This is a genomic window from Candidatus Tumulicola sp., from assembly GCA_036490475.1.
In the GTDB taxonomy this organism is placed as follows: Bacteria; Vulcanimicrobiota; Vulcanimicrobiia; order Vulcanimicrobiales; family Vulcanimicrobiaceae; genus Tumulicola.
Window position 1 is genome coordinate 174,295 of sequence record DASXDT010000006.1, and the last position, 15,789, is coordinate 190,083.

Consider the following 15,789-nt stretch of genomic DNA (forward strand, 5'->3'; position numbering starts at 1 on the left):
CGGCGAGCCGAGGGGTCGAGATGCGAACCTCCGAACAGGATTGCGCCATGCAAAACGGGTTAAACCCAGGAATTTTCAAGTCGTACGACGTGCGCGGAATTTATCCGGCCGAACTAAACGACGACACCGCATACCAGATCGGACGCTGCTTCGCCGCGATGCTCGGCGCCAAGCGCATTGCCGTAGGCCGCGATATGCGTCCTTCCGGGCGTTCGCTCTTCGACGCGTTCGCTCGCGGAGCGTGCGAATCCGGCACCGACATCCTCGATATCGGACTCGTTTCGACCGACGCGCTCTATTTTGCGGTCGGGAAATACGGCCTGGACGGCGGCGCGATGATCACGGCATCGCATAACCCGGCGCAATATAACGGCATGAAGCTGACGCGCTCCGAGGCGCGCGCAATCTCGCTCGACACCGGGCTGGGTGAAATACGCGACCGGTTGATCGCGGGCGATCTTCCGCCGGCCGCCGCAACCCCCGGCACGATCGAGCACCGCAACGTCCTCGATGCTTTCGCCGAACACTGCCTCTCCTTTGTCGACGTTTCGAGCATCAAACCGTTCAAAATCGCCATCGACGCGGGGAATGGGATGGCCGGCGAGACCGTTCCGTACGTGTTCAAACGATTGCCGTGTGAAGTCGTTCCGCTCTACTTCGAGCTGGACGGCAATTTCCCAAACCACCCCGCCAGTCCGATCGAGCCGGAGAATATGGCCGACGTGCAGGCCGCCGTCGTGCGCGGCAAATGCGACCTCGGCGTGGCGTTCGATGGCGATGCCGATCGCATGTTCGTCGTCGATGAATCTGGGCGTTTGGTCGATGGCAGCACCGTTACGGCGCTGGTCGCGCTGAATACGTTAAAAAAACATCCTGGTGCCACGATTTTATACAACTTGATCAACAGCCGAAGCGTCCCCGAGCTGATCGAAAAAGCCGGCGGCGTTCCGGTTCGCTCCAAAGTCGGCCATTCGATCATTAAAGGCGTGATGCGCGAGCGCGACGCGGTTTTTGGCGGCGAACATAGCGGCCACTTTTACTTTCGAGATAATTGGTATGCAGATTCCGGAATGATCGCGCTGCTGCAGTGTCTCGAGGTGTTTTCGAAAGCCGGCGCACCGGTGAGCGAGGTGATCGCGCCGATCGATACGCGCGCGCGGTCGGGCGAAATCAATAGCCGCATCGAGGACGTTCCGGGAAAGCTCCGCGAGATCGAGCGTCACTACGCCGGTGCGCAGGTCGATCACCTCGACGGCATTACGATCGCCTATCCGAACTGGTGGATGAACGTGCGCCCATCGAACACGGAGCCGCTACTGCGACTCAACGTCGAAGGCGATACACGCGACTTGATGGAGCGTAACCGGGACGAAGCTCTGGCGCTCATCCGCTCGTAAGGGCGTTTGACCATGTCGGAATCCGACGCGCTGCGTCGCTACGAACGTGCGCGCGACGATGTGGTCGCACAGCTCGCGCTGCTCGAGGAACGTCTAACCGGCGAACGGCAGTCGGCCGTCGCAGCCGCGCGCAAACGGTTGGCTCGAGGTAAGTTCGTCCTCGCCATCGTCGGAGAATTCTCCAGCGGCAAGTCATTTCTCATCAACGTCTTGCTCGAAAAATTCCGTTACGAGGACACCGGCGGCGCGCGCCAGCTGGTCGGGTTGTTGACGACCGATATCAATCCGACGACGGCCACCATTACCGAGCTCGGTTACGGGACCTCCGACGAAGCCACTGCGGTGTACGAAGACGGTCGCACCGAGCGCATTCCGCTGGCATCGCTGGGCCGATTTACAGCCGTGGGTTCCGGCGACGCCGGCGGATTGCACGACGCGACCGCCGACGAACGCGACGCGCCGAGGCAGGTCACCGTGAAGACCGACTCGCCGTTCTTGCAGCGTGGGTTCGTAGTCGCCGATACTCCCGGCCTCGCTTCGGTCAATCCGGCGCACCGGCGCGCGACGCTGCAGTTTCTGCCATCCGCCGATGCCGTGGTGTACGCAATCGACACGCAGCAGCCGTTTACCGAAGGCGACGCCGCATTTCTCGGAATCATACGCGAGCATATCGACTCGATCTTCATCGTGCAGACGAAGATCGATTTATGGCAAGAGATGCAAGGCGGACGGCCGGCGTGGGAAGACGCGTTCGACCGCATCGCGAGATTGGCCGCGATTCACGCGCCTGGCACGTACGTGCTGCCGCTTTCGGCACGCCAGTACGCGCAAGGGGTACTCGACGGCGACGCCGCTGCAGCCGACGCGAGCCGCTTTCCACACTTCCTCAACGTGTTGGATGCCTCGTTGGTCGATCGCACCGGGCGAGCGCGCTTACGGCGCGCGGGCGAACGCGCCGCCGATGCATCCAGCGACGAACTCGAACGATTGGACGGCGATTTGGCGATGCTGGCGCTCGACGATGCCGCGCTCGAGCGGCGTCGCGCGGCCGCCGTTCCCGAACTGCGCCAACTCGACGAGCGCTGTCGCGAACGGCGCGAAGCGTTCATGGCGGCCGGAACGGAGCGGCGTCTAGATATCGACCGGCGCGGCGCGGAACTGAGCACCGAGTTGGAACGAGCGCTGGCCCAAGCGTTCGATACGGCCGACGTCGCGCGGTTGCGCGATCGCCAACGCCTGCACGTGGTTGCCGACCGAGTTGTGGCACACGTCGTCGGCGATTTCGCACAAGTTACGGCGTCGTCCGTGGTCGACGAGCTCGACGCCGGCTTGGCCGAAGCCCGCGCGTTGGTACCGTTGCGCTGGTCGGCCGGCGAATCGGCGGCCCACGCATTTGGAACGCAGGCGGGAACCACGCGCTGGGGGGGTGACGTGCGCGCGGCGATCGCATCCACCATCGTTTTCGAAGCGATCGGCGGTCCGTCGATTGCGCTGGTTTCCGATATCGCGGGACGCTTCGCGGCACGCCGTTCGGGCGACTACATGAAACGAGAACTGATCGCCGACTTGCGATCCGAGATCTTCCCGCGGCTACGCGCCGAAATCGCATCGTTCGTCGCCGATGCCGGGGTACGGCTGCAGCACATTTACGACGATCTCGCACATGCGTTAGGGCGCGCCGCAATCGCCAAGCGCGACGGCGATTTAGGCAGCATCGAACGCGCGTTGGAAGCGCGCGGTTTGGGCGATGCGGCGGCCGCAGGGGCGCGGTTACGTGCACGCCGCCAAGCCGTTGAGGATGCGGCCGCACACGTCGCCAAAGCTGCGGGCGCGTTCGTTTCGGCCGCGAGCGAATCGGCGCCGGCCGATGCCGGGCCGGCCATCGTACGGTCGGCGCACGCCGCCCGTGCGTTCGACCCCGTGTCGTACGATCGCGGTTTGCAGCCGCAACGTTGGCGTGTGGCCGTCTTCGGAGCACTACGCCGCGGTAAGTCGAGCTTGATCAACGCCTTTGCAGGCCGCACCGCGATCGACGATCGCATCGCCGGCAGCGTGCGGTTTCCGATCCACGTGCGCTACGGAGATCGAGATACGGCGTTCGCGCTGGACGAGCGTGGCGAGTGGGAAGAAATACCGTTCGCAAGCGCGGCCGACGCGGCGGCCGAACGCGCCGTGCTGGTGCTGGTGCCGTGGAACTTACCGCGCGAACTCGTGCTGGTGCACGTGCCGGCGTTCGACTCGGGCGATCCGCATGCTGAGGACGTCAACGTTGCGGTTGCAACGCACGCCAGCGAGATGGTGTGCTTATTTTCGCGCCAACTTTCGGATCGCGAGCTGGATCTGTACGCGCAATTAGCCGAGTTGGGGCGGCCAATGCTGTTCGCGCACACCATCGCCGATAACGAATCGTCGAACGAACGCCGGCACGTCGTCGAGCTGGCCGCCGGCTATTTACAAGAACATAACGTCGCGGTCGAGCGAATCTTCACCGTTTCGGCCCGCGACTACGAAACTGCACGAGCGGCCGGGCGTGCCGCTTCGCCGTGGAACGAAACCGAAGCGCTCCGTTCGACGCTCGAAGCCCATGCGGAAACGCACATGTCGCGCCTGCAGCGGCGTGCTGCGGCCGCGTCGACGCCGCGGGAGACCGAGCCATCCGCCGAGACGCCGGGCCGCCCGCGGGGGTTGTTCGCGCGGCTACTCGGCAGGCAGCAGTAGACGCCCGCTCGTCGAATCAGACCGACCGAAGGAGCCACGCGCACGTCCAATTCAACGGTTTTCGCCCCAGCATTCATCGCCGTCGGCGATGGGGCTTCGACCTTCGGACGCTTGGTCGTCGAGGATGGCCGCATTGCCGCCGTTCTTCCCGCCGATGGACCGTGGGATGTCGCCGTTCCGCCGCGCGCGACCATCGCGCCCGGTCTAATCGACGTCCACACAAACGGCGCCGCCGACGCGCTGTTTAATCGCGATCAAGGCAACGCCGTCGCCATCGCCTCCAGCGAATACGCCCGCTGCGGCGCGACCGGCTTTGTCGCCGGCGTTATGACCGCGCCGTTCGAATCGATGCTGCATGCGGCGGCCGAAATCGTCGAGGCGGCGCATCAGCTCGACGAACACGGCGCGCGCGGGGCACGCTGTCTCGGGGTCCATTTCGAAGGGCCGTTTCTCAACCCGAAGTTCCGTCGCGTCCATCGCCAAGAGTGGCTCGCGCCGGCCAGCGCCGAACGCGCGCGCGAAATGGTCGACGCGTGCATGGGCGGTTGCGTGTTGGTGACGATGGCGCCCGAAGTCGAAGGCGCCGGCGATGCGCTGCGGGTGTTCTTAGAAAATGGGGTGGTTTGCTCGGCCGGCCACACCGCGTCGCGATATCGCGAAGGACTGCTGGCGATCGCGTTGGGCTTTCGCTCGCTGACGCACGCCTTCAACGGCATGCCGCCGCTCGACCATCGCGACCCGTCGATTCTGGCCGCGTTCATTCAAGACCGGCGCACCTTCGTGCAACTGATTTGCGACGGATTTCACGTCGCGCCGGTGATGGTCGACGTGCTGCATCGAACGCTGGGCGATCGCATCATCCTGGCGACCGACAACATGCCGGCCGCCGATCCCGGCTACCACATTGCCGATGGGTTGGTGCGGTCGGCCGACGGCACGATCGCGGGCAGCGCGTTACGGATCGACGATGCCGTCCGCAACTACATGTCGTACGCGCAGATTCCGTTCGCGCAGGCGGTCGTCGCAGCGACCCACGCTCCCGCAAAACTCATCGGCCAGGAACGCGAGATGGGGCGCATCGTCCCGCGCATGCGCGCCGACCTTTCGGTGTGGGATGAGGAATATCGCATCGCGAGTACGATCGTCGGCGGACGGTTCGTGTACCAGCGCGACGAAGTTCCGGCGTAGCGCCATTCGCGTTTAGACGACGTCGACCAAATCGTCGTCCTGCCCGATCGGCCGGTCGCGCTTAGCCGCAGCCGAACGGAGCATGACGAACGCTGCATAGAACACGACGATCACGACCAGCCAGCGCACCGCGACGAGCGGGAGCGATTTAACGATATAGGCGGCGATCAACACGCCGGGCACGCCGCCCAGGATCAAACCCAGCGCCGCACGCATCGAGAACGCTTTGTAGCGGATAAAGCGAAGGCTTGCGAACGGCATCAAAAACGCACACGCGCCCATCATGATGGGGAACGCGGCGATCGGGTTCATCCCCAATAGGCTGATCAAAATCATGCACGGCGCATACATCCCGATGCCGATCGTCATCAAGGCTCCCAAAATAAAGCACACGACGATACCGACCAGCAGCCGCACACCGGATAAGCCCAGCGCGGTCCCGCCGGTTAAGCCGAAATGGCTGCCCTCCAAGTTGCTGAGCACAAATAATATGGCGGCCGCTACCAGCGCAACGCCCATCCCGATCTGCACGTAACGCCGCGGCAGTTGCGAAACGACGCCGGCGCCGAGCCACGCGCCGGCCACCGCAGCCAGAATCAATCCGACGAGCGTGACGGGCGCCACGGTGACGATCGTAATAAAAACCGCCGCCTCTACGATCGTCGGTATGGTGTGACCGACGTTGAGCGTTCCGGGTATCTGCTCGTCAGGAACGAGCTTCCATAACTTAAACATCGACGTGGTCGGAGCGAACGACCCAATCCCGAGCGTATCGAAGAAATCTGTGATAAAGCCGACGGCGGCTTCGATCGGTTTCGGCCAGCCGGCGCGATGCTCCGGAAGCGCTCGAACCAGCGCGACGACGATCAGCACGGCCACAACGCCCAATGCGATATGCAGGATGAGTTGAACGCTCATCGAGCGCCGTTATACCTTTCCGGCGCTCCGGCCTTCACTCGACGAGCCGTAACTCCATGAACGTCGCCTTGTCGTACGTCAGGGTGCCGTACGGTTCGCAGACGGTGAAACCGATCGATGCGTATAGCTCGTACGCCCCCGGCAAGAGGTCGCGCTGGGTGTCGAGCACGGCACGCGCGTAGCCTCGCTTGCGGCAGAAATCGACTGCGGCCGTAACGAGCGCTCGCGCCAATCCGTGCTCGCGGTAGTGCGGCCGGACGTACAGCCGCTGCACGATCGCCGTCCGGCCGTCGAGACGGGTAACGGCAATGCAGCCGGCAGCAACGTCGTCTATCAATGCGATAAACGCGGCGTTTGGTTCGCCGTACGCGGTACGGACGACGGATACGTCCGGGTCGCGACCGTGACGCAGTTGCGCGGGAAGGCTGCGTTCGTATTCGACTAGTAGTTCGAGTAACTGCCGAAAAGCCGGCGCCTCCCGAACCTGCGCTACGGGTGCGCCCGTCACGTTCCGGCTCGAATTACGAGGCGAGTTCGCGGACCGCTGCAGCGTTGAAATATGCCGCCCGAGGATGGTGCATAACGATAGCAGCGGTCGATTGCTCCGGCACTAACGCGTACGCGTCGGTCAACGATACGCCGATACGTTCGGTGACGTTTAAGAGCTCGAACACGTCTCGATGCTGCGCCAGGTCGGGACACGCGCCGTATCCCCAGGAGTAACGCTTTCCGCGTTCGGACGTTAGGCCCAGCTCGGCCCGGATGCGACGATGCGTGAGCTCGGCTAATGCCTCCGCCGACTGCACGGTGAAGCCGTGCAAGAAATACGACTCGCTATAGTCGCCGGCATCGTGTAATCGTGCAGTCTGCAGCGAAGCGTCCGAGCCGATCGTAACGACTTGAAGCGCGACGACGTCGCTCGCGTTTCCGCCGTCGGGTTCGCGCAGGTAATCCGCCAAACTCAAATGCTCGCCGCCGGCCTGGCGCGGAAACGCGAAACGCGCGAGAACCTTCGAGCGATCGGCCGGGTCGTAGATCAGCACTTCATCGCCCGCACCGGCCGCCGGAAAATAGCCGTACACGGCTTTGGGTTCCAATATCGCACCGGCTTCGGCATCGCCGATATAGCGCTGCAAGCGCGGCTCGAAGTCGTCGCGCAACAATCGGTCGTACGCGTCGCCTTTGGTATTCGACGCACCCCACGACAGCCGGAAGAGGCTGCGCTTGTCAAAACGCGGCCACAGTTCGCGCAACTCGACATGGTCGACCGTCCGCACTCCCCAAAAAGGAGGGACCGGAATGTCCGCGCGTTCGTCTTTCACGGCCGACCGCCGCACCGTTACATTCGCAGCGGGCGCGGGGCGTTCGCGTTGCGTCATCGCCGCCAAACGGGTCCGCTGCAGCAACTCTTCTTTGCGTTCGGTGCTGCCGGTCAGCGCGTCCATCAGGTCCAATCCTTCGAACGCATCCTTTGCATAAAACAACCCGGGCGAGAAGAACCTTTTTCCGTCGTCCAGGAGCGCGATGCGACGGCCGAAGTCGCGGTTGATGGCAGCCCCACCGACGATCACCGGGAACGACAAGCCACGGGCGTCCTGTTCTTGCACGCAAATCGGCATCTGCTTGCTGGTCGATACCAGGAGTGCCGAAAGACCGATCGCGTCGGCGCCGACCTCTACGGCTTTGTCGAGGATCACGTTCACCGGAACTTGTTTGCCGAGATCTACGACGGTGTAACCGTTGTTCGAGAGAATCGTTTTTACGAGATTTTTGCCGATATCGTGAACGTCGCCGAAGACGGTAGCGATTACGACCGTGCCTTTGGTCGTGCCGTCGCGCTTTTCTAAGAACTGTTCGAGATGCGAGACGGCCTTCTTCATTACTTCGGCCGACTGCAGGACGAACGGCAGAATCAGTTCGCCGCGCCCGAAACGGTCGCCAACTTCTTTCATGGCCGGAAGCAGTACGCGATTGAGCGTGTCGATCGGGGTGCGCTCGGCCAGCACCGCATCGATCTTCGCCTCGATCCCTTCTTTGCGTCGTAACAAGATCGCCTGATGCACGCGCTCCGGCGCCGTCAACGTCGCGTCTTCGTCGACGCCGGCCGCAGCGCGCACGACGCCCGCATCGCCGATGAAGCGCTCGATCAAACGCGCTAGGGCGTCGGCGCGGCGGTTGAAGATCAGGTCGTCGCACGCCTCGCGCACGTCCGGTTCGATTTCAGGGTACGGCGTGATGTCGTTGGGATGCACGAGCGCCATGTCGAGGCCGGCGTCGACGCAATGGTGTAGGAAAACCGAGTTCAGCGCCGCTCGAGTCGGCGGCGATAGACCGAACGAGACGTTCGACACGCCGAGCGAGGTCAGTACGCCGGGCAACTCGCGCTTGATCGCGCGGATGCCTTCGATCGTCTCGACGGCCGAATCGACGAATTCGGCTTCGCCGGTTGCCAGCGTAAACGTCAGCGCGTCGAAGATCAAGGCGCCGCGCGGAATACCGTATTCGCCGACGGCGATGTCGTCGATGCGTTTCGCAACCGATAGTTTCGAATCGGCAGTCTTTGCCATTCCCGACTCGTCGATGGTTAAGGCGATGACCGCAGCGCCGTGTTCCACGGCCATCGGCAGCAGCACGTCGATCTTCGAACGACCGGCCTCGAGATGCACCGAGTTGATCACGGCGCGACCGGGATAGTTTTCGAGCGCCGCCTCGGTGACGGCGGGCTCGGTCGAATCGATGAATAGGGGCGCTTCGGTCGACTGTGCGAGTCGGCGAACGACTTCGCGCATCTGCTCGAGTTCGTCGGGACGTTCGGTCAACGCGCAGCATATGTCGAGCGCGTAGGCTCCGCCTTCGACTTGTTCGCGCGCGACCGCGACGATCGCGTCGTAATCGTCGGCCAGCAGAAGCCGCTTGATCTTGCGCGACCCTTGGCTGTTAATGCGTTCGCCCACGACCAGCGGCCGCGGTTCTTGTTCGAGTTCGACGGCGGTCATGGCCGATGCGAGAGCTTGCGGCCGCCGGTCGTCCCGCGGTGACGCCGCTCCTCGCTCGCGACGCGGCCCGTCTCCGAGGTCGTCGATGGCGGCACGCAGCTCGGCAATGTGCGCGGGTGTCGTCCCGCAACACCCGCCGATCGCGTCGACGCCGAACGTGCGGACGAAATCGACCAGCTCGTGCGCCAACTGCTCCGGCGATTCGGGATAAATGGTTTCGCCGGCCGGTCCCATCAGCGGTAGACCCGCGTTCGGAATCACGCTAACGAAACACCGCGAACGTTCGCACAGGTAGCGTACGGCGTCGCGCATCTGCGCCGGTCCGGTCGAACAGTTGAGACCGATGACGTCGATCGGCAATGCATCCAGCGTCGCGGTAACGGCGCGGATATCCGTGCCGAGCAGCATCCGGCCTTCTTGAATTAACGTCGGCTGTGCTTGAATGGGAACGCGCCGAACGCCGCGCGCAAATTCGCGCGCGATACCGGCGATGGCAGCTTTGCATTCGAGCAGATCTTGCATCGTTTCCAGCAACAGAACGTCGACGCCGCCTTCGATCAAGGCCCGAGCCTGCTCGCCATAGATGTCGGCTAATTCGGCAAATGTAATTTTAGAAAGCGACGGATCGGACGACGAGACCAGCATGCCGGTCGGGCCCATCGAACCGGCCGCAAACCGCGGCCGCTCCGGCGTCGAGAATCGATCGCACGCCGCACGCGCGATTTCGGCCGCGCGGCGATTCACTTCGACGGTACGATCGCCCAAGCCGTATTCCGAGAGCTTGAGGCGCGAACCCATAAACGAATCGGTTTCGACCACATCCGCACCGGCTGCCAGATATGCGGCGTGGATTTCGGCAACGACGTCGGGGCGTTCCAGCACCAGCGCTTCGTGACAACCGCGGCGCGACAAACCGCCGAAATCGGCGTCCGACAGCTCCATCGCGATCAGTTGCGTTCCCATCGCGCCGTCGTACAACAAGACGCGGCGCGCGAGCGCGTCGAGATACGGGCTCGTGAATGGTTGCTGCATCATCTCGTACCGTCCAAAAAATCCGTCGCGCGAATTTCTCCGACCGAATGACCGGCCCAATTCAGAACTGGCGGTTGCGCCAGCCGCTCCAAGCGCGCGAACGCATCGGCGTCGATGGCGCCGAGCGCGCGCAACGCAGTAATGGTTCCCGGGGCGCGGGCGCGTCCGTTGCCATCGATCACTTTCGAGGCATATCCGTACCCTTTATCGACAACGCCGACGCCGTGCACGCCTTCGGCGCCGGTCTTGCAGACGACGTTGTCGCTCGCCTGCATCAGCACCGTATCGAGCTGATTCGTTCCGGCCACGTATTCGGGAAACGTACGCATGGCGCTTGCGACGACGTGCAGCGCACGCGCGTCGGCCGCATGTTCGTAGCTCGAAGGATCCGCCAACCGGGCGAAAGCTAACGCCGCCCTGCGCAAGCTGGTGGCATAGACGGGTATGCCGCAGCCGTCGACGCCGAGCGGCCAGGTCGCCGCGTCATCGTCGTGGACGCGCGCACAAAACTCGAGAATGCGTTGCTGCGCGGGGTGGTCGACATCGAGATAGCTCGCCACGTCGGCGTCGAGCATCAAGCTCAACGCCAAGATGCCGGCGTGCTTGCCCGAACAGTTGTTATAAATCGCCGTCGGTTCGATATCGCCGCGAATCATCGCTCGCGCGCTCGCTTCGTCGTACGGCATCTGAGGACCGCATCGCAACGCCGACTCGTCGAGACCGATCTTCGATAAAATCGAGCGCACCGCCGCGATGTGGAACGGCTCGCCGTAGTGCGATGCCGACATCACCGCTACTTCGCGCTGCTCGAACCCAAAGCGTTCGACCGCGCCGCCGGCCACGACCGCGCCGGCAATGAACGGCTTGGCGGACGAACGCAAATAGACGGGACGGTCGACGTCGCCGCGGACGAACCGAACGCGACCGCGGACATCGACCGCGCACGCGTCGACCCGATGCAGCGACTCTACCAAGTCGCCGCGGGTGACTTCGACCGTCAATCGTTCTTACACCAGCGCCGGTTCGACGACGACGGCTTCTTGTTCGGCGAAGACGGGGTTGCTCAGATACCGTTCGCCGGTATCGCAGCCGAACGTGACGATCGTCTTGCCGGCAAACTCCGGACGCGCCGCAACGTGCAACGCAGCCCACACGTTGGCGCCGCCGGAAATACCGACCAGCATGCCTTCTTCGCGAGCCAAACGTCGAGCCGTTCCGATCGCGTCCGCGTCGGTAACGCGAATGACTTCTTCGTACACCGACGTATTGAGAATCGCCGGCACGAAGCCCCCGCCGGTGCCTTGAATCTTGTGCGGCCCGGGTTTTCCACCGGAGAGCACGGGAGAAGCATCCGGCTCGACCGCGATGATGTGAATGTCGCTCTTGCGCTCTTTGAGCACCTCGCCGGCGCCGGTAATGGTGCCGCCCGTCCCGACCGCGGAAACCAAGGCATCGACGCGACCGTCGGTGTCGCGCCAGATTTCTTCGGCAGTCGTCCGGCGATGGATTTCCGGATTCGCCGGATTTTCGAACTGCTTGGGCTGAAAATACTTGGCCGGCGACGCGTTAAAAATTTCTTCGGCCCTTCGAATCGCACCGGGCATGCCTTCGGATCCCGGCGTCAATACGACTTGCGCGCCGTACGCTTTCAACAAATTGCGGCGCTCGATCGTCATCGTTTCAGGCATAACCAGCACCAACGCATACCCTTTTGCAGCGGCGACAAACGCCAAAGCGATGCCGGTGTTACCGCTCGTTGCTTCCAGAATGATGGAGTCGGGGCGAAGATGGCCGTCGCGCTCGGCCGCCTCGATCATTGCAACGCCGATGCGGTCTTTCACCGAACCCGCCGGATTGAACGACTCCATCTTCACGAGCACCGTTCCCGGCAAGCCGCGATTCAAGCGCGGAATTTTTACCAGCGGCGTGTTGCCGAACGTGTCGGCTAAGTTTTCGTAGATCCGTGCCATTTCTCGTCCTATAACCTTCCCCCCGGGTGGGGCGTTTCACAGTGCACCGGGGCTTTGCGCCCTCGGGCGGCTAACCTTTTTGCATGCATCGATACCGCGCCGGTCTCGCCAGTGTTCCCCTTTTGGTCGCGGCTTTGGCACTCTGCACGCCCGGGAACGGCCAGGCACAGGCGGCCGGCCCAACTCAGGCAGATGCACTGGCTGCGATACGCGCCTTTGCTCCCGTCGCGATGGAGCGGCAGGGCACGCCCGGCCTTTCGGTCGCGATCACGACCAAGCAAGGCACGGTCGATGTTATCACCCTCGGTTATGCCGATGTGGGCGCAAAGACGCCCGTCACGCCGGATACGCGCTTCGCGATCGGTTCGATCACCAAGTCGATGACGGCATTGGCTTTGATGCAGATGTACGACGGCGGCTCGCTCGATCTACAGGCACCCGTTCGCCACTATCTCCCATGGTTCCGGATCGACTCGAACGGAAAACCAATCTTGATCCACCAAGTGCTGTCGCACACCGCGGGATTACCAGACGATTATTCGTCGCAGCCGGCGTATCGCTACGACGTGGTCGCGCTTGCAAAGGCGCGGCTGTTGTTCGCTCCCGGTACGTCGTGGTCGTATTCCAACGACGGGTACGCGACGGCAGGCGCGATTTTGTCGACGCTCGACCGCCGCGCCTGGGCCGACTCGTTGCGAGCCCGCGTATTCGATCCGATCGGCATGACCGCCGCCGCCCCAGCGTTTACTCCCGAGGCGTTGCAACGCGCGGCCGTCGGGTATCAGTGGCTGTACAACGATCGTCCCGGCTCGCTGCACCCGGCATTAACACCGTCGCCGGCGATGGACTTCGTCGATCCGGCCGGTTCGGTGCTGGCGACGCCCGAGGATATGGCTCGGTACATGCGCTTCTATCTCAATGGCGGCCACACTTCGAACGGCACCGCATTGATCTCTTCGCGAGCCTTCACGCGTATGACGAACGCGGATCGTCTCAACGACGGTAAGGTAGCCGGAGACCCCGCGGGTGAGATGGCTGAAGCGCCGCAGATGTACCGGCGCTACGGTCTCGGATTGTCGATCGAAGACGACGGCGGCGATCGCGTGATCGGCCACACGGGCGGCGTTTCGGGTTACACCGCCTGCATGCAGATGAATACGACACGCGGTTTCGGCGTCGTCGCGATGGCCAATCTCGTCGAAGCACCGTTACACCCGTGCGCGATCGTTCTGTATGCGATGGCGGTATTGCAAGCGCAAAGCCAAGGGCGCGCGCTTCCCGCCCCGCCGCCGGCACCCGATCTGCGGCACGTCGAAAACGCCGAACGATACGCCGGCACCTACACGTCGCAGGACGGCCGCAAATTCGAAATCGCCGCGTCCGGCGGACAGGTATCGCTGGTCGACGCGTCCGGTACATTCGCGGCCTATCCCCGCGGCGACGATACGTTTTGGGTCGACGCTCCAAACTTCGTTCAGTTCGAGGTTGCATTCGGTCGCGATCGCAATGGGCGCGTCGTCGAATGCAACTACGGTTCGCAGTGGTTTACCAACCAGCATTACGCGGGTCCGCGCACGTTCGCGCATCCCGCCGGGTGGAACGACTTGGCCGGACGCTACCAGAACGACTTTCTCGGACAACCGTACGTTTCTCGCGTCGTGATCGTAAACAACCGTCTGACGCTGGACGGCACCGACGCGCTCACGCCGCTCGCCAATGGAACGTTTTCGTTAGGTTCGTCGATCGTGCGATTCGACGCGCGCGCGGGCACGCAACCGCAACGCATGTGGGTCGACGATACGCCAATGTATCGTATCGAACTTCCCTAACCGTTGGACGACTTCGCGCGCACCGCGCAGAGGATCGCGCAAACCGCCGCGACCGGCGAAAAGACGCAGTTGCTCGCGGCGTATCTCCGCGGCCTCGAGAGCGACGACGATCTCGCCGCGGCCGTTCGATTTTTCACCGGAAATCCGTTCGCGGCCAGCGACCGGCGTACGCTCTCAATCGGTGGAGCGACGATCGCGAGGGTCGCACAACGATTGTGGGGGTTCGACGATTCGGCGTTTCGCGCCGCGTACCGTGACGCGGGCGACCTCGGCAGCGCGCTGGCGAGGTTGGTTCGGCCGCCGCAACATGCGTCGCTCTTCGCGCGGCCAGCACTTGAACCGGCAGCGCTGAGCGAAGCGTTCGCAGCCATCGCGAGTGCGTCGGGAAAGAACTCGGCGAAGCGTCGCGAGACGCTGTTGGAAGACGTCTTCCGAGCGACCAGCGATCCGGCGTCGATCGCCTTTGTGGTTAAAATTGTCACCGGCGATCTGCGCATCGGATTGCGCGAGGGTCTGGTGCTCAACGCGATCGCCGCCGCGTTCGGAGCCGATCCGCCGGCCGTCCGCCGGGCGTTCATGGCCGCCGGCGACGCCGGCGCCGTGGCGGCTGCGGCCCGCCACCAGACACTCGCCGAAATACACGTAGCATACGGCAATCCAATCGGCTTTATGCTTGCCTCGCCGATGCCGTTCGGCGATACATACGCGCCGTTAACCGGCGCGCGCTGGGCGGTCGAGGATAAATACGACGGCATCCGCGCCCAAGCGCACGTCGACGGCGACCGCATCGCATTATTTTCGCGAACACTGAACGATGTCGCGGCGACGTATCCTGAAGTCGTCGCAGCGCTTCGTGAGTTGCCGCGGCGCGCGATCTTCGACGGCGAGATCGTCGCGATGCGCGACGGCAACGTGCTCCCATTTCGCGCGCTGCAGGCACGAATCTCTCGCAAAGACGTCGCCGACGAACTCCGCGAGGATGTTCCGGTCGCATACGTCGCGTTCGATCTTTTGGCGGATGGCGACGAGCTGTTGCTGGACGAGCCGTACGAGCGACGTCGCGAGCGGCTCGCGTCGATACTCGAGTCGTTGACGAGCGTCAAGGTCGCGCCGTGTGAGATGCTCGATGCCGCGGATGCACCACTCGTCAATCCCGCATTCGAAGCGGCGCGAGCCCGCGGCAACGAAGGCTTGATGCTTAAGCGCGCCGATTCGCCCTACGCGCCGGGTCGTCGCGGCAAGTGGTGGATCAAGTTAAAGCGCGAGCTATCGACGCTCGATGTGGTGGTCGTGGCGGTCGAATGGGGCCACGGTAAACGCTCCAAAGTGTTGTCGGACTACACGTTTGCGGTCCGCGGCGACGATGGCCAACTGGTCGCGATCGGCAAAGCCTACTCCGGCTTGACCGATGCGGAGATCGCCGAGTTAACCCCGTGGTTTCTCGAACATCGCCTCCCACGCGAATCGCAACGTGCGAAAGCTCGCTCAGGGGAGATTCCGGTCGAACCGGAGGTCGTGATCGAGGTCGCCTTCGACATAATTCAGGTCAGCGACTTACACGAGAGTGGTTTTTCACTACGCTTTCCGCGTATCGTGCGTATTCGCGACGATAAGCCGTCCTACGAAATCGACACGCTCGGACGAGTACGCGAAGTCTACCAAGAACAGTTGCAGCGCGAACGGCTGTGAGCGGAAGCGCTACGCTTTTATAACAATGAAGGCCCGCAGCGTTGCGAGCCTA

The 15,789-nt window shown here is 63.2% G+C and carries 10 protein-coding genes; 5 read left to right on the forward strand and 5 right to left on the reverse strand.

Annotated elements, in window-relative coordinates:
- Positions 1-47: 47 nt before the first annotated feature.
- The 3 genes from VGF98_08455 to VGF98_08465 all read left to right on the forward strand — a co-directional run bounded on the left by VGF98_08455 (position 48) and on the right by VGF98_08465 (position 5,303).
- Positions 48-1,397 carry a hypothetical protein gene (locus tag VGF98_08455; GenBank protein ID HEY1681650.1) on the forward strand — a complete coding sequence of 450 codons (1,350 nt, stop codon included), beginning with the start codon at positions 48-50 and terminating at the stop codon, positions 1,395-1,397.
- A gap of 12 nt (positions 1,398-1,409) precedes the next feature.
- Positions 1,410-4,115 carry a dynamin family protein gene (locus tag VGF98_08460; protein HEY1681651.1) on the forward strand — a complete coding sequence of 902 codons (2,706 nt, stop codon included), beginning with the start codon at positions 1,410-1,412 and terminating at the stop codon, positions 4,113-4,115.
- A 111-nt stretch (positions 4,116-4,226) separates the two neighbouring features.
- The gene (locus VGF98_08465) at positions 4,227-5,303 is read left to right on the forward strand and encodes a hypothetical protein (GenBank protein ID HEY1681652.1); all 1,077 of its coding nucleotides are present in this window, start codon (positions 4,227-4,229) and stop codon (positions 5,301-5,303) included.
- A 12-nt stretch (positions 5,304-5,315) separates the two neighbouring features.
- On the opposite strand, the gene VGF98_08470 is transcribed toward VGF98_08465, so the two are convergent.
- The 5 genes from VGF98_08470 to cysK are packed head-to-tail and all read right to left on the reverse strand — an operon-like array spanning position 5,316 to position 12,219.
- Positions 5,316-6,221 carry a sulfite exporter TauE/SafE family protein gene (locus VGF98_08470; protein ID HEY1681653.1) on the reverse strand — a complete coding sequence of 302 codons (906 nt, stop codon included), beginning with the start codon at positions 6,219-6,221 and terminating at the stop codon, positions 5,316-5,318.
- Between the two features lie 34 nt (positions 6,222-6,255).
- Positions 6,256-6,729 (reverse strand): GNAT family N-acetyltransferase, encoded by a 474-nt coding sequence (locus tag VGF98_08475; protein HEY1681654.1) that lies wholly within the window; start codon positions 6,727-6,729, stop codon positions 6,256-6,258.
- A 13-nt stretch (positions 6,730-6,742) separates the two neighbouring features.
- Complete coding sequence (gene metH / locus VGF98_08480; protein HEY1681655.1) at positions 6,743-10,252, reverse strand: methionine synthase; 3,510 nt, start codon at positions 10,250-10,252, stop codon at positions 6,743-6,745.
- Positions 10,249-11,250, reverse strand: a complete 1,002-nt coding sequence (locus VGF98_08485; GenBank protein HEY1681656.1) for an asparaginase — start codon at positions 11,248-11,250, stop codon at positions 10,249-10,251. Before VGF98_08485 ends, metH begins: the two co-directional genes overlap by 4 nt.
- Before the next feature lie 6 nt (positions 11,251-11,256).
- Positions 11,257-12,219, reverse strand: a complete 963-nt coding sequence (gene cysK / locus VGF98_08490; GenBank protein ID HEY1681657.1) for a cysteine synthase A — start codon at positions 12,217-12,219, stop codon at positions 11,257-11,259.
- An 83-nt stretch (positions 12,220-12,302) separates the two neighbouring features.
- Between cysK and VGF98_08495 the strand changes: the two genes are divergently transcribed.
- The gene (locus tag VGF98_08495; protein ID HEY1681658.1) at positions 12,303-14,048 is read left to right on the forward strand and encodes a serine hydrolase domain-containing protein; all 1,746 of its coding nucleotides are present in this window, start codon (positions 12,303-12,305) and stop codon (positions 14,046-14,048) included.
- A 3-nt stretch (positions 14,049-14,051) separates the two neighbouring features.
- A complete protein-coding gene (locus VGF98_08500) occupies positions 14,052-15,737 on the forward strand; it encodes an ATP-dependent DNA ligase (GenBank protein HEY1681659.1) in 1,686 nt (561 codons plus the stop codon).
- The last annotated feature ends 52 nt before the right edge of the window (positions 15,738-15,789 follow it).

Excerpts from the sequence above, each read along its gene's own strand:
- VGF98_08470 (HEY1681653.1), bottom strand. The coding sequence starts at position 6,221 with ATGAGCGTTCAACTCATCCTGCATATCGCATTGGGCGTTGTGGCCGTG.
- metH (HEY1681655.1), bottom strand. The coding sequence starts at position 10,252 with ATGATGCAGCAACCATTCACGAGCCCGTATCTCGACGCGCTCGCGCGC.
- VGF98_08460 (HEY1681651.1), top strand. The coding sequence starts at position 1,410 with ATGTCGGAATCCGACGCGCTGCGTCGCTACGAACGTGCGCGCGACGAT.
- cysK (HEY1681657.1), bottom strand. The coding sequence starts at position 12,219 with ATGGCACGGATCTACGAAAACTTAGCCGACACGTTCGGCAACACGCCG.
- VGF98_08455 (HEY1681650.1), top strand. The coding sequence starts at position 48 with ATGCAAAACGGGTTAAACCCAGGAATTTTCAAGTCGTACGACGTGCGC.
- VGF98_08495 (HEY1681658.1), top strand. The coding sequence starts at position 12,303 with ATGCATCGATACCGCGCCGGTCTCGCCAGTGTTCCCCTTTTGGTCGCG.